Origin of the sequence: Desulfobacca acetoxidans DSM 11109 (genome assembly GCF_000195295.1) — a bacterium.
Classification (GTDB): Bacteria; Desulfobacterota; Desulfobaccia; order Desulfobaccales; family Desulfobaccaceae; genus Desulfobacca; species Desulfobacca acetoxidans.
The window spans coordinates 2,588,494-2,602,942 of the sequence record NC_015388.1; the positions used below are offsets into that span (position 1 = coordinate 2,588,494).

The window sequence follows — 14,449 nt, forward strand, 5'->3', positions numbered from 1 at the left end:
TTCCTCTCTAGGTCAATTCGCCTCGAGGGCGGGACTGTTCCAGACCAAAAGCATCATGAAGGGTTCTCACCGCCAGCTCGGTGTACTTATCCTCGATTATGCAGGATACTTTGATCTCCGAAGTGCTGATCATCATAATATTGATATTCTCCCGAGCCAAAGAAGAGAACATCTTGGCCGCCACCCCGGCGTTATTACGCATCCCCACTCCGACGATAGAGACCTTGGCAATGTTTTCATCGCTGGAGATATGGCCGCCACCCAATTCATCGATGAGCGGTTGAATAATTTCCAGGGTCTTACGCAGATCCCCTTTAGGGACAGTGAAGGTGATATCCGCCATCCCGTCGATGCTGGTGTTTTGAATAATCATATCCACGACGATATTAGACTCAGCAATCTTATTGAACAACCGGGAAGCGATACCCGGTCTATCCGGCAGGCGGGTGATGGTTACGCGGGCGTCGTTTTTGCTATACGCCACTCCCGACACCAGAATATTTTCCATATCTTCATCCTCCGTTGTTACCAAGGTTCCCGGATGGTCAGAAAAACTCGAACGCACCGCCAATCTGACATTATAGCGTTTGGCAAAACCCACGGAGCGGATTTCCAGGACCTTGGCCCCCAGGGACGCCATTTCTAACATCTCATCATACGATATCTTGTCTAATTTACGAGCCTTGGGGCAGATCCGGGGGTCGGTGGTAAAAACCCCCTCTACATCGGTATAGATCTCACACAGGTCTGCCTTCAAGGCCGCAGCAATGGCTACCGCCGTGGTGTCAGAGCCGCCCCGGCCCAGGGTAGTGATATTGCCTACTTCATCCACTCCTTGGAATCCGGCCACCGTCACAATCCGTCCCTTTTTCAACTCCTCACGGATACGGGCCGTATCAATGCCGATAATGCGCGCCCGTCCATAGGCCCTGTCAGTGTAGATCCGAGCCTGGTGCGAGAGCAGAGAAGTAGCAGGAATACCCTGGGATTTAAGGTATATGGAAAAGAGCGACACCGTCACCTGTTCGCCGGTGGCCATCAGCACGTCCAGTTCCCGCGGGTCGGGAAATTCGGCCAGTTCTTTGCCCAATTTAATTAAACGGTCAGTCTCGCCGGACATAGCGGAGAGCACCACCACCATTTTCTTCCCCTGGCGCCACTCCTTCACCACCCTATTGGCCACATTGGCGATACGATCCGGGCTGCCCACCGATGTCCCGCCATATTTCTGTACAATTAATGGCATTCCTGAATAATCTCCCTTAAACAACTATATCTCATTTCAACACCTACTGATTTTCTGCCGTCTCCAGGACGCCTAACTCCCGCGTCCAGGCCTTTCCGTCTGTATCAAGATACACGATCAGAAAATACTCACAAACGGGACAATCTACTTTATTGAATCCATACCGGAGGGTAACAAAGGCCTCTTCGCCACATTGAGGACAGATAATAAATTCTTCTTTATCCTTGAAATTCATTTACTAATTGTCATTACTTAGCGGCCACCCGCCAACCATGAAACTATTAATTATACTCGAGCGGGTACTGTAATTCCAAGAGATATTTTCCGCTCCGGTTTGTAAGATATCAGGAACTCCCATCCCGAGTAACTGAGCGCCTCGCCTTCCACCAGACCCCCCACCGATACCTGGACACTGCTTACTTCCCCTCAAATCAAGTGATGCTCGGCCATGCTATAATGCCCCTGTTTGCTGATGATGAGGTGGTCATGGACAGTAATGGCCAGTGGTTGCGCTGCTTGAATGATGGCCCGGGTCAGTTCCCGGTCAGCAGTGGAAGGGGTAAGTCGACCGCTCGGGTGGTTGTGCACCAGGATCAATCCTGTGGCTTTGTGTTTCAAGGCGGCCTCCAGGACCTTGCGGGGATAGACAACCGTCTGGTCTACAGTGCCCTCCTGAATTGTTTCCTCGGCGATCACTTCATTTTGCGAATTCAGGAAAATCACCCGGAACTGCTCGTCTTTCAATCCTCCCATAGAGGTGCGACAGTAGTCTATCAGAACTGGCAGCGAAGGGATGCTCCGACGTTTAATGGCCTGCTCTTTCAGATAATATTCGGCGCAGGCCTTAACTAATCTGATCAAGGTGGCCGAATACTCTCCTAGACCTTTAACCTTCACCAACTCCTGATGGGAAGCGTCCAAGACCTCGGCGAATGAGCCGAAATGAGACAACAAGCCCTTGGCCCATTCCTTGACGTCGGCGCGAGGAATGGCGTAAGTTAACAGCAATTCCAGAAGTTCGTAATCCTGTAGGCTTTCAGCCCCCGCTTGGAGAAAGCGGGCCCGCAGACGATCTCGATGGCCGTGATAGTGGGGTGGCGTGGGCTTTCCCGACTTCATACAGGTATATAATATTTTTCTGTTATCTTTGTCAATCAGAGTGGCTGTATGCCTTCTGGTCTATCACCGCTGATCAGGCAACTCTCTTTTTAAACTTACCTAACATTCATTTTTATTGACAATATGAGAAAGTGTGTGTTAGTCATCACCAATATCTTGGCCAGAAAACATCCTGGTCAGTAGATTATTCGGTTAATTTCAAAGGAGCGCTATGGCGAAAAAGGAGTTTCCCCAAAGGTCACCCGGATTAGGTCTGAAGACTTTTTGGGTCTTGCTGATCATACTGTGGGCCGGCGGCGGCTTTGCCTCCCAGGAATCAGAAATCCTTTTGGCTCGGGGGAATAAATATTATTTAGACGGTAGTTATGAGCAGGCCAAGAGTGAGTTACGCCAGGCTGCCAGTATTGAACCGGCCAATCCAGAGATCCGGATGTTATTGGGATTGGCATATTTCGCCTCTCAAGAATATCCCCAGGCCGAAGCAGAGCTGAAAGAGGCTATCAGACTTGATCCGGAGGTCGCGCAGAGTTGGTTATATCTGGGGGCCGCCTTGTTCCATCAGGGGAAGTATTCCCAAGCCGAACGCCATCTTCAGGAGGCTCAGAGACTGGCCCCCCAAGATGGGCTGGTCCGGTATTATCTCAGTCTTACGGCCCGTCGCCAGAACCGGCCGGATGAGGCTATGATCCACTTCAATGCCGCATCTACACTGGCGCCGGAGTATCGAGGACCTTTTCGACTCTATGAACAGGATCTCACCGGTCCTGGGCGAGGTATTGCCAGAAAAACCTTCAGTCTAAGTTTTTACACCGGTATGGAGTATGACGATAACTTTAAAATCCTGCCAGATCAGGTAACCCTGCCCTACGGCGGCCCTTATCCCGGCCACAAAGGTTCCTGGCGCACCCCTATTGTCCTGGAGGCAAATTTCGCCCCACTGAGACGGGAGAATTGGGAAGCAGGATTGAACTATTTCTTCTATAGCGGCAATAACTACACCATCGATAACTTCAATTTCCTTGATAACCGGGCTGACATTTATCTGAAATATTCAATCGGACCATTTACCCTACAGCCCTGGTATGGCATTGATCTGGCCCACAAGGCCCTGGAGCGCTATTCCTTTTTCAATAACGCCGGCTTAAACCTCACCTGGGAGCAGAACTCTTTTATGAGTGCTGATCTGGTATACCAGTTTCAGGACCGCAGCTTCCGTTATCCCACGGCGCCAGTTTATGACCGGAGTGGTTATGTAAATCAGATCGGACTTTTCCAAACCTTCCTTTTTGGCCGGACTGCCGCCTGGAGAATCGGCGGCGTCTATGCCCGAGAATTAACCGAAGGGGTCAATTGGGATAATAAAAGTTACGGGATCATCACCGACGCGAGCCTTAATCTGCCCTATCGCTTTAATCTTTGGACTCTCTTTGAATATAGCCGGTATAATTTCGATAACGTGGATACCTTTAGTAACGTTCGGCAGAATCAAAATTATTATCAGATAAGTCTGCAACTGCGGCGACCGCTGACTGATTACCTGGATCTGATCGCTGGCTACACACATGTCTCCCAACAATCCAATATCCCGGATTTCGCTTACGACCGCAATATTTATCAACTGCTGGTCAACATGAGATACTAGCCGCAGTCGCCACTATAAGGAAAACATCATGCAGTTTCAAAAGGCCAAGTCTATAAGTATTGTATCTGTAATTTTGCTGACATTGTTGGCTCTGACGGGTACCGCCCAGGGGCGGGAGGGCCAAGCGGCAGCCGAACTCATTGCGCTTGTCGGCCAGGCTGAGGTTAAGTCTGCTACTGACGCCTTTCGACCCATCCAGGTTAAAGATCAACTTTACGAACGCGACACTATCCGCACCCTGGAACGATCCAAGGCCAAATTATGGTTTAAAGACGAAAGTGTGGTCATTTTAGGCGAGAAGACAACCTTGGAAATCAGCCGTTATCAGTATGATGAAGCCGCCCGAAAACGCCAGAGCTTGTTAAAAACCATCAGTGGCAATATCAGATTCATTGTCCACAAATTCTTTGGCGCTACTCAACCGGATTTCAACATTGAGACCGAAATTCTAGCCCTGGCCGTCAGGGGTACCGATGGCATTCTGGAATCAGCCCAACAAGACAAGGTCTATCTATTGGAGGCCGGCGCCCCCCTCGGCTTGCGGAATAAATCTACCGGCCAGGCCATTGACCTATCGCCCATGCACTACGCTTTAGGGGAAAAATTCAAACCTTTTCAGATCAACGTCATAACCCCGGAGATGTATCAACGCCTGATCCAGGAATATCGGCTCAGTTATGACTTCAAGCCAAAAAACCTGGTAGAGCCGCAACCTCCCCAGCAACCGGAACCCGTTGGCGAAACCGGCGAAACTCGCATCCTGCTCCCTGGGGTAACCCAGCAGCCTCTGCCGACCATACATCTTCCTCGCGGAGCGCAGCCCTCACCATCGTATCCGTCCGGCAAATGATCCTGGTTGGAAAATTGCGTGTCTCATCAGATCCGTTCGTCTCACACGGCTACCAACCATCTCTAAAAATGAGGAGCACAGGTTAATGCGAGTCCAAGAAGGCAGGCCGGGTCGACTATTTCTGTTAACCTTTCAGCATGGGGAAGACCTCATCCAGGAGATCTGCCAATTTGCCGTTCGAGAAAATATCCGGGCCGCCTGGATCCAATTTTTAGGTGCCTTGAAACAAGGGCGGCTGGTCACCGGACCGGAGAAGCCGCAACTGCCGCCAAAACCGGTATGGCGAGAGTTTTCTCAGGCCTGGGAGGTTGTTGGTATCGGCAATCTTTTCTGGGAGGATAATGCCCCCAAAGTACACGTGCATGTCGCCTTGGGTAAAGGGGATGCAACCATAATGGGTTGCCTGCGTTTAGAAAATGAAATCTATCTGGTGGCCGAGGCTCTGCTCGTAGAGTTGACCGGTCTGAACCTGTGCCGCCGCCTGGACCCGGACCTGGGGGTGTCGATGCTTAACTCTATCGATCTAAAGGCTTAGAAGCTTGCGCTATATTATTCCTTGGCCAATTGGTTTAGGATTTTTTTGGCAGCCGTAAGATTGCGGCTGTCATCATCCGACTGTTTTTTGGGGGTCTCTAATATCACCCCCTCCACGCCGGGAGGACAACTTCGCAAAAATTCCCGCAGGGCCCGCAGTCCGATGGCCCCTCTGCCTAAATGCCAATGCCGATCGCGATGGGAACCGCAAGAGACCAGGGAGTCATTGAGATGTATAACCTTTAAGCTGGCCAGACCGCAACCGGCGGCAATCTCGTCCAAAAGCTTTTTCCTACCGGCGGCGAGCCGGAGATTATAACCGGCGGCAAAGGCATGGGCCGTGTCCAAACACAAACCAACCGGAACCACGGCGCGAGACATAATCTGATATAATTCATTTATGCTGGCCCCCAACTCATTTTTCTGGCCAGAAGTGTTCTCTAACAATATTAATGGTGGAGGCGGTGATACCACTACAGTCTGATTCAGCCCCTGCGCTATCCGACTGAGACTGGCGTCATTACTAGCTGCATGGCCTGGATGACAGACGAGATAATCAATCTGTAAAGATTTTGCTAGAGACAGTTCTTGCCGCAGACGGTTCCAGGAGCGTTCGTAAAGCTGCCCATCAGCCGCCGCCAGATTGGGAAGGTAAGACAGGTGGACTACCACCAGTTCAATCTTTCGCTGACGGCGTCGGTCGCAAAATTCCTGAATCTCGCTCTCTGGAATTGGGCGCCAACGCCAACCCCGAGGGTTCTGCAGAAAGATCTGCAACCCTTGGCAGTCTAAGGCCCCTGCCCGGTCTAAAGATTTGGCCAAACCGCCAGCAATGGAAAAATGCATACCGACCTTCATAACGGTAAACCACTAGTCATCCGAATACGCAACGTTAGTACCAAAAAGAAGCTTTGGCAATAAAAGAGTGGCCATGAAAAATCCTGTCCTAACCAACGTCTCCGATTATTTTCAGCCCCGTCTGCTAATGCTGTATGTCGCCCGGGAATTCTGTCGCAATTTCTTCCTCACTTTAGCAGCGTTTGTCGGAATCTATCTCATTATTGATTTTTTCGAGAAGATTGACCGGCTGCATCGAGCCCAACTCGGCTTCGTCGGAATCCTGGAGTATTTCGGCGCCAAACTGCCCCTGGCTACCGGCCAGGTATTGCCGGCTTCCGTACTCCTGGCCGTAATTATAACGTTCGGCATTCTCGCCCGCCACAATGAGACCACGGCTATCAAATGTGCCGGTCTTAATATTACTATCCTGCTGCGGCCGATCCTGTTGCTGGCATCGGTTTTGGTGCTCTTTCTTCTGAGTCTAAACCTTTTTCTCACCCCTTGGCTAACTCAACGGGTCAATATTATATGGGAAACCAAGGTAGATAAGAAACCGGCGAGGGAATTAATCGATTTAAAATGGCTCTGGTATAAAGGTGATCGTGCTATCTTCCATATTTCGGAGTTCCGTAAGGATACAAAATCAATGGAAAACGTCAAGATCTATGTTTTCGACCAACAATTCCACCTCACCCAGTTTATTGCTGCCCAAAGAGCCCAGTGGACTGGACAGAATTGGCGTTTTTCGGATGGCATGATCCAAACCTTTCTTCCCCAGGGTGAGATAGTGAGCGAGGCCTTTGTTGAACGCACTATGATCCTGACCGAACGGCCCGAAGATTTTGTCAATCTTGAACGGCGGGTTACCGAACTTAACGGCTATGATCTCTACCGCTATATCCGGCGTCTGGAACGGGATGGCTATGATTCACGACCTTATTGGGTGGAGCTGCATAGTCGTATTGCCTTTGCCTTAACCCCCATAATCGTCACCTTGATAGGGGGCGGCCTCATTTTTTGGCGGGAGAAGGGCAATATTTCCCTGGGCATTGTCTCGGGCATCGCCTTGGTATTTATTTACTGGCTCCTGTCCACTTTCTTCCTTTCTTTAGGTCAGGTGCGGTTTATGCCGGTACTCCTGGCAGCCTGGCTGGCAAACATCATCTTTGGCCTGGGGGGCTTCCTGGCGCTTTCCAAAGCTTCGCGCTAAGTTGATCCCCGAAATGCTACCCCACGAATGGCTGATTACATAACTTATTATAATACCATATAAATTATGGTTTTGAATTGTATCCCGAAGCTTTTCCACCCTTGGCCAACTTTTTAATCGAAGCGAAACCGAAACAACCATAGTTTCTTTATTACAAAAAAATCCCGCCAGATCGATGTAAAATGCAATTTTTTATTGTCAAGTTCACAATTTCTATGCTATGGATAATCAAGATTTGCACCTTTTGCTTATAATTCTGCTTCTACATCATTTCGTTCTACCGGCAAGAAATTTGGCGTCATCTAGAGAGGAGGGGATTGGGGCCACAATTGATCTTAAGGATGGAGGTTTGTGTAAAGCGTCGGTCAAATCTTAATTCAAAGGTATTATTCATTTATGAGGGAGATAAATTATGACCAAGGGAGAGTTAATTTCTCAAATAGCTGTTGCAGGACAGGTAAAAAAGGCTGATGTGGAAAGAACATTGAATGCCTTTATCAAAACAATGGTCGATATATTACAGCAGCAAGGTCGTATTTCACTGGCCGGTTTTGGCACCTTTACAGTCACTGAACGTAGAGAAAGGGAAGGTAGAAACCCTCAAACCGGTGAGCCCATCAAAATAGCGGCTACTAAAGTGGTTAAATTTAAACCTGGAAAATCTCTGAAAGACACTATTAAATAAGATAACGAGCTCCCAATAACAGATATTTTCGCATTACTGCCTTGATTTCATTACCTTGCTATCTTTCAACGTATTTCTCGGATCGGTGCCGGATATCCAACGCCGATGATATTTGGTCATGGATTTCTTACTAGTGGCGGCAGGGGTTTTTCTGTTCACCGTAACTTTCTTGCCCTCACCATCCAACGCCTCAAAACCGAAAGGTTGCAGGGAGGTCATAAGGCCTCCCTCATTCTTGTTGAAGGGATATATTCGCTATGCCTGTCCGCCGCATATCTGGTGAGCTCTGTCTGGTTTGTGCATTGATTGCCATCCTGGCTGCCGGTTGCACCAAAGTCGGACCGGATTATCTGACGCCTCCCGTTCAGGTAACCGATAATTGGCTAGAGACCGATGGCCGAAAAATTACTCCGGTCAACGAAGAACACCGGGAATGGTGGCGCGTCTTTAACGATAAAGCACTGGATCGCCTCATTCAACAGGCCTATCAGGATAATCTGACCTTACAGCAGGCCGGCGTGCGGGTTCTTCAGGCAAAGGCTCAATTGGGGATAGCTATCGGCGAACTCTACCCCCAGACCCAGCAGGCTGTCGGCTCTCTTGAAAAAAACCGCCTGAGCGCCAAAGGTTCCACACAGGGAGCTACGGCTCTCAACTACACCACTTCTAAGTTGGGGGCAGAGGCTACCTGGGAGCTGGATTTTTGGGGCAAATTGCGTCGAACGATAGAGTCGGCCGACGCCAACCTGCAGGCGACGGTAGCAGGCTATGACAGTGTCCTGGTAAGCCTGACGGCGGAGGTGGCTAATACCTATATTGTTCTGCGAACGTTTGAAAAACGCCTGGACATTGCCCGGAATAACGTCCAGGTCCAAAATGAAAGTTTAGAGATCGCCCGGTACCGCTTCGAAGGCGGTGTCACCTCGATGCGGGACGTGGAACAGGCACTGACCGTTCTGGGCAGCACTGAGGCCACCATACCCCGTTTGGAAGCACTTGTCCGCCAGGCCAAGAATGCCCTGAGCGTCCTCTTAGGTCGGCCGCCTATGCAGCTACCGGAGTTGCTTCCGGGATATGGAACCGTTCCGGTGCCACCCCCCACCGTAGCAGTAGGAATACCCGCTGATCTGTTGCGCCGCCGGCCTGATCTCCGTGAAGCGGAATGGCAGGCTGCTGCTCAATGCGCCCGCATCGGGGTTGCCAAAGCCGATCTCTTTCCCGCCTTTTATCTGCGTGGTAGTTTCGGGTTCACCGCAGCGGACGTAGGCAATATCGCCCTGGCGGATATGTTCCAATGGCGCAGCCGCGAAGGGTTTGGCGGGCCCTCATTCCGGTGGAATATTTTGAACTATGGCCGCATCACCAATCTGGTGCGGGTCCAGGACGCCCGTTTTCAGGAACTCCTGCTGGCCTATCAGAACCTGGTTTTAAAAGCCCAACAGGAGGTTGAAGACAACCTCATTGCCTTTTTGAAAACCGAAGACCAGGCAAAATTTTTAGGGGAAAGCACTGCCGCGGCGGAACGCTCCCTCAAATTGGCTATGATTCAATACCGTGAGGGCATGACCGATTTTACCACAGTGCTGACGGCTCAGCAGAATCTCTTGAGCCAACAGGATAATCTGGCCATTGCTTTGGGTGACATCGCCCGCAGTCTGGTGGGAATATATCGGGCTCTGGGCGGCGGCTGGCAGATTCGGGAAGGACAGGAACTGGTGGCGGCCGAAACCCAGGCGGCCATGGCCCGGCGGACCAATTGGGGCAGGCTTCTCAATACGGGGGGGTCCGATGCCTCAGGACCAGGCAAACCCCAAAAGCTTGTACGGCCGCCGCAATGGTAGAGGGATAAAGTTCACGCTTCAGGTCGGTTCACAAACAGAGGGAGATGATGGCACGAATGACGGTGAGAGAACCCCGCCGCCCTATAATCTGGGTGTCGGTTCTGGCATTATTGGTATGGGCCGCAGCCTGCGGCGACCGTAACGTTTATGCTCCGCCTCCGCCTCCCAAGGTAATCGTCAGCCAGCCAATACGGCAATCGGTAACCGATTACCTCGAATTCACGGGCAATACCCAAGCCTTTAACACCGTGAAACTCCGGGCTCGAGTCGAAGGTTTCCTGGAAAAGGTGCTATTTCAGGACGGCGATCGGGTTAAAAAAGGCCAGGTCCTCTTTATCATTCAACAGAACACCTATCAGGCCAAATTACAGCAGGCCGAAGCGGAGGTACTGGCCCAAAAAGCCCGATTAGAACATGCCCAAACCGAATTTGTCCGCTTCTCCAGTCTGCTCCGGCAAAAGGCCGCAGCGCAAACCGACGTCGACCGGTGGCGTTACGAACGGGATGCCGCCCGCGCTGCGGTACTAGCCGGTGAAGCCAACCGGGAATTGGCCAAATTAAATCTAAGCTATACTACTGTTGTTGCTCCCTTTGATGGCCGAATTGACCGGCGCCTCAAAGATGTCGGCAATCTCGTAGGGGCCGGAGAAGAAACCGTCCTGGCCGAAATCAACCAGATCGACCCTATCTACGCCTATTACACCATCAACGAGCGAGATTTACTTCAGGTTATGGCTCATGCCCAAGAATCACCCGAAGAAGCAGAAAAAGGAAAATGGCCGATATACATGGGACTGGCCAATCAGCCGGGATATCCCTATGAGGGATATCTGGATTTCGCCGCCATCACCGTTAATCCCAACACCGGGACTCTCCTCCTGCGGGGGGTTTTCCCGAATCCCCAGGCAATGATCCTCCCCGGCCTTTTTGCCCGCCTGCGGGCGCCGGTGCATGCTACCCAGCGATCAGCTTTATTAGTGCCCCAGGAGGCCATTGGCTTTGATCAATTAGGTCCCTATGTCCTGTTAGTCAATGATAAAAATGTGGTGGAGCGCCGTAGCGTTACCCTTGGTGCCGTCTTCGATAAGCTGCAGGTGATTCAGGAAGGCCTGAAAGGCTCTGAACAGGTCATTGTCGACGGTCTGCTTCGTGCCATCCCCGGTAGACAGGTACATCCGGAATTGGCCGCCGCAAAAGAACCCTCCAAATCCCCGCAGAAGTAGAGGAGGCGGCCAGATGTTGTCCAAGTTCTTCATTGAGCGGCCCATCTTAGCCAACGTCATTGCCATTATCACTATCATCCTGGGAATCGTCTGTCTCTGGCGACTGCCGGTAGCCCAATATCCTGAGATCGTGCCCCCCGTTGTCCAGGTGAACACCAGATACCCTGGCGCCAGCGCTGAGGTTATTGCCAATACCGTCGGCATTCCCATCGAACAGGCGGTCAACGGGGTGGAAAACGCCCTCTATTACACCTCTACCAGCGGCAGCGACGGCAGCTATACCCTCAACGTGACCTTTGCCGTGGGGACCGATCTCAACACCTCCATGTCTCTGGTGCAAAACATGGTCAACAAGGCCATGCCAGAGTTGCCGGGACCAGTGCAGTCCCAAGGATTAACGGTCAAAAAGGTCAGCACCAATATCCTTCTGGTAGTGAGCCTGTATTCCCAAGATGAGCGATTCGATCCGGCCTACCTCTCCAATTATGGCATGATCAATCTCCAGTACCCTTTAGGCCGCCTCGATGGAGTGGGAAATGTCCAGGTCTTCGGCGCCGGACAATACAGCATGCGGGTCTGGCTGGATCCCAACAAGCTACAGACCTTTGAGCTTACCACCCTGGATGTGGTTGATGCCATTCAACGCCAGAATATCGAGGTGGTGGCCGGACAGATGGGCGGGCCACCGGTGCCGGAATCGCAGGTATTCCAGTTTACCGTCAATGCCCTGGGCCGCCTTACCGAGGTTTCACAGTTTGAGGATATCATCGTCAAAAGTATTCGGGGAGAAGCCCCCCAGGTCGTGCGGGTACGGGACATTGCCCGTGTAGAGCTCAGCCAGCAATTGTTTATCAACTTCGGAGGCTTGTCCGGCAAGAAGTCGGCCCAGATTTTGATCTATCCCCTACCGGGGGCCAACTCCCTCGCCGTTGCCGAAGAGGTCCGCCAGGCAGTGGCCGAGATGAGCAAAAATTTCCCCGAGGGGCTGACATACGTTATAGAGCACGACACCACGAAATTCATTCAGCAGGCAATCCACGCAGTGTACGAAACCCTGTTCGAGGCCGGCATCCTGGTGTTGGTGGTCATCATGGTGTTTCTCCAGAATTGGCGGGCAACCCTCGTACCGGCCACCACCGTGCCGGTGACCATCATCGGCGCCTTTGCCGCCATGGCTCTGCTGGGGTTCACGGTCAATCTCATGACCCTGTTTGCCCTCATCCTGGCCATCGGCATCGTAGTCGACGATGCCATCGTCATTGTGGAAAATGCCTCCTATTATCTCGAACAGGGCTTGTCTCCTAAAGATGCTGCTATTAAAACCATGGAGGAGATGACCGGACCGGTAATCGGCATTACCCTGGTCTTGACCTCTGTCTTTCTCCCTGCCGCCTTCCTGCCAGGCATCAATGGCCAACTCTTCCGGCAGTTTGCCCTGGTCATTGCCTCCACCGCCGTTATCAGCGCCCTCAACGCCCTGACCCTGAAACCCGTGCAATGCGCTCAATATCTGAAACCTCGGGGCGAAAAAAAAGTAGGCTGGTTTTATTGTCATTTCAATCAGCTCTATGCCAAGGTTGAAGCCGCCTACATGGCCATAGTCACCCGGATGGTGCACCACCCCAAGGTCATGCTCATTATTTTTTTCAGTCTCATAACCGTTACCGGGTTTTTTTTCGTCCAACATCCGACGGGTTTCTTGCCGGATGAAGATCAGGGCTATGCCATCGTGACCGTGCGGCTGCCAGAGGGAGCGGCTCAGCCTCGGGTTGAGGCGGTTTCTCGAAAAGTAAATGCCATCCTGAAAGAAACCCCCGGCATCAGGGCTTGGGTAACCGTCGGCGGTTTATCCTTGATGGACAGCGCCAACCTCTCCAACACCTTTAGTACCTTTGCCATCTATGAGGAGTGGGACAAACGGGGAGCCGACCTCAGTCAGGAAAAGATCATTGCCGACTTAAACCGTAGGCTCAGCAGTATTGAGGAGGCCTACGCCGTAGTGCTCACGCCGCCGCCGATTACTGGTCTGGGCCAAGCCGGGGGTTTCCAGATGATGGTGGAGGATCGAGGCAGTCTCGGTCTGGCAGAGCTGCAGAAAGCCACGAATGAATTGATCCAGGCCGCCGGGTCCCAATCCGGACTGATGGGTCTGGCCACTACTTTCAGCGCCCGCAGCCCCCAGATTTACCTGGATATCGATAGAACCAAGGTGGAATCCATGGGAGTGCCTTTGGGTGATGTCTTTGCCACTCTGCAGGCCTACCTGGGCTCCACGTTTGTCAACCTCTTTAACAAATTCGACCAGTCCTATCAGGTATACGTCCAAGCGGATGCTCCTTTCCGGCTGAATCCGGATGACGTGAAAAACCTCTACGTGCGCAACCAGAAAGGTGAGATGACACCACTGGGAACCATGATGTCGGTCCATCGCCGCCTGGGCTCGGAACTGGTAACCCGCTATAACCTCTATCCGGCAGCCCAAGTCTTCGGCGCCGCCGCTCCAGGGTTCAGTTCCGGAGAGGCAATAGACCTCATGGAGCAGGTGGCCCAGAATGTACTCCCCAAAGGGATGGCCTTCGATTGGACTGCCACCGCCTTCCAGGAAAAGCTGGTGGGCAGCCAGGCTTATTTTATTTATGCCCTGTCTATTATTCTGGTGTTTCTGGTATTGTCGGCCCAATATGAGAGCTGGTTTCATCCTGCCGCGGTCATTTTAGTGGTACCCACGGCCCTGGTAGGAGTGTTGATCGGACTGAATGTGCGAGGATATGATAACGACCTCTACACCCAGGTAGGGCTGGTGCTGATGATTGCCCTCGCCAGCAAAAACGCTATTCTGGTAGTGGAATTTGCCCGGGAACTGAAGGAAAAGGGACTCTCCACCGTAGAAGCAGCCATCGAAGCCACCCGGCGCCGCTTGAGACCCATCATTATGACCTCTTTCGCCTTCATTTTGGGGGTGGCGCCCCTCTTATTGGCCGGAGGCGCCGGTGCGGCCAGCCAACGCGCCATCGGCACCGTGGTCTTTGGCGGCATGATCTCCTCTACCCTGGTGGCCATTCCCTTTGTACCGGTGTTTTATGTCGTCATGGAAGGGCTGAGCGAACGGCTAAAAAGCAGGAAGCAGGAAACGGGGATAAGGAATAAAAAATAGAATCGGGTATAGAGAGTAAGGTTCAATCTTAAGGCGGGAAAGCAAGGTGCATCCCGCCTTTTGATTCTACCTGCCCATTCACTGATTTGAAATATTGGCAACTTG

At 51.9% G+C, this 14,449-nt stretch carries 13 protein-coding genes; 8 read left to right on the forward strand and 5 right to left on the reverse strand.

Going from position 1 to position 14,449, the window contains the following annotated elements:
- Window positions 1-7: 7 nt before the first annotated feature.
- The 3 genes from DESAC_RS11615 to radC all read right to left on the reverse strand — a co-directional run bounded on the left by DESAC_RS11615 (window position 8) and on the right by radC (window position 2,365).
- Entirely contained in the window at window positions 8-1,246 is a 1,239-nt protein-coding gene (locus DESAC_RS11615; RefSeq protein ID WP_013707265.1) for an aspartate kinase, read from the reverse strand.
- Window positions 1,247-1,289: 43 nt separating this feature from the next.
- A complete protein-coding gene (locus DESAC_RS11620) occupies window positions 1,290-1,481 on the reverse strand; it encodes a hypothetical protein (protein WP_041283957.1) in 192 nt (63 codons plus the stop codon).
- 191 nt (window positions 1,482-1,672) lie between these two features.
- Entirely contained in the window at window positions 1,673-2,365 is a 693-nt protein-coding gene (radC, locus tag DESAC_RS11625; protein WP_013707266.1) for a RadC family protein, read from the reverse strand.
- Window positions 2,366-2,576: 211 nt separating this feature from the next.
- On the opposite strand from radC, the gene DESAC_RS11630 reads away from it, so the two are divergent.
- The 3 genes from DESAC_RS11630 (at window position 2,577) to DESAC_RS11640 (ending at window position 5,392) form a co-directional block, all read left to right on the forward strand.
- A complete protein-coding gene (locus DESAC_RS11630; protein ID WP_013707267.1) occupies window positions 2,577-4,007 on the forward strand; it encodes a tetratricopeptide repeat protein in 1,431 nt (476 codons plus the stop codon).
- 28 nt (window positions 4,008-4,035) lie between these two features.
- Window positions 4,036-4,857 carry a FecR family protein gene (locus DESAC_RS11635; protein ID WP_013707268.1) on the forward strand — a complete coding sequence of 274 codons (822 nt, stop codon included), beginning with the start codon at window positions 4,036-4,038 and terminating at the stop codon, window positions 4,855-4,857.
- 85 nt (window positions 4,858-4,942) lie between these two features.
- Window positions 4,943-5,392 carry a PPC domain-containing DNA-binding protein gene (locus DESAC_RS11640; protein ID WP_013707269.1) on the forward strand — a complete coding sequence of 150 codons (450 nt, stop codon included), beginning with the start codon at window positions 4,943-4,945 and terminating at the stop codon, window positions 5,390-5,392.
- A 14-nt stretch (window positions 5,393-5,406) separates the two neighbouring features.
- Here the strand turns inward: DESAC_RS11640 and DESAC_RS11645 are convergent, their stop codons facing one another.
- Window positions 5,407-6,237: a deoxyribonuclease IV gene (locus DESAC_RS11645; protein WP_013707270.1), complete on the reverse strand. Its 831-nt coding sequence runs from the start codon at window positions 6,235-6,237 to the stop codon at window positions 5,407-5,409.
- Window positions 6,238-6,322: 85 nt separating this feature from the next.
- Between DESAC_RS11645 and lptG the strand changes: the two genes are divergently transcribed.
- Together lptG and DESAC_RS11655 are read left to right on the forward strand one after the other, a co-directional pair.
- A complete protein-coding gene (gene lptG / locus DESAC_RS11650; RefSeq protein WP_013707271.1) occupies window positions 6,323-7,441 on the forward strand; it encodes an LPS export ABC transporter permease LptG in 1,119 nt (372 codons plus the stop codon).
- A gap of 412 nt (window positions 7,442-7,853) precedes the next feature.
- Entirely contained in the window at window positions 7,854-8,126 is a 273-nt protein-coding gene (locus tag DESAC_RS11655; RefSeq protein ID WP_013707272.1) for an HU family DNA-binding protein, read from the forward strand.
- A gap of 33 nt (window positions 8,127-8,159) precedes the next feature.
- Here the strand turns inward: DESAC_RS11655 and DESAC_RS11660 are convergent, their stop codons facing one another.
- Entirely contained in the window at window positions 8,160-8,345 is a 186-nt protein-coding gene (locus DESAC_RS11660) for a hypothetical protein (protein ID WP_013707273.1), read from the reverse strand.
- A gap of 38 nt (window positions 8,346-8,383) precedes the next feature.
- Between DESAC_RS11660 and DESAC_RS11665 the strand changes: the two genes are divergently transcribed.
- From DESAC_RS11665 to DESAC_RS11675, 3 genes are read left to right on the forward strand one after another with little or no spacing between them, the layout of a single operon-like run.
- Window positions 8,384-9,967: an efflux transporter outer membrane subunit gene (locus DESAC_RS11665; protein ID WP_013707274.1), complete on the forward strand. Its 1,584-nt coding sequence runs from the start codon at window positions 8,384-8,386 to the stop codon at window positions 9,965-9,967.
- A 56-nt stretch (window positions 9,968-10,023) separates the two neighbouring features.
- Window positions 10,024-11,190, forward strand: a complete 1,167-nt coding sequence (locus DESAC_RS11670; RefSeq protein ID WP_174261964.1) for an efflux RND transporter periplasmic adaptor subunit — start codon at window positions 10,024-10,026, stop codon at window positions 11,188-11,190.
- 13 nt (window positions 11,191-11,203) lie between these two features.
- A complete protein-coding gene (locus DESAC_RS11675) occupies window positions 11,204-14,344 on the forward strand; it encodes an efflux RND transporter permease subunit (protein WP_013707276.1) in 3,141 nt (1,046 codons plus the stop codon).
- Window positions 14,345-14,449: the final 105 nt, after the last annotated feature.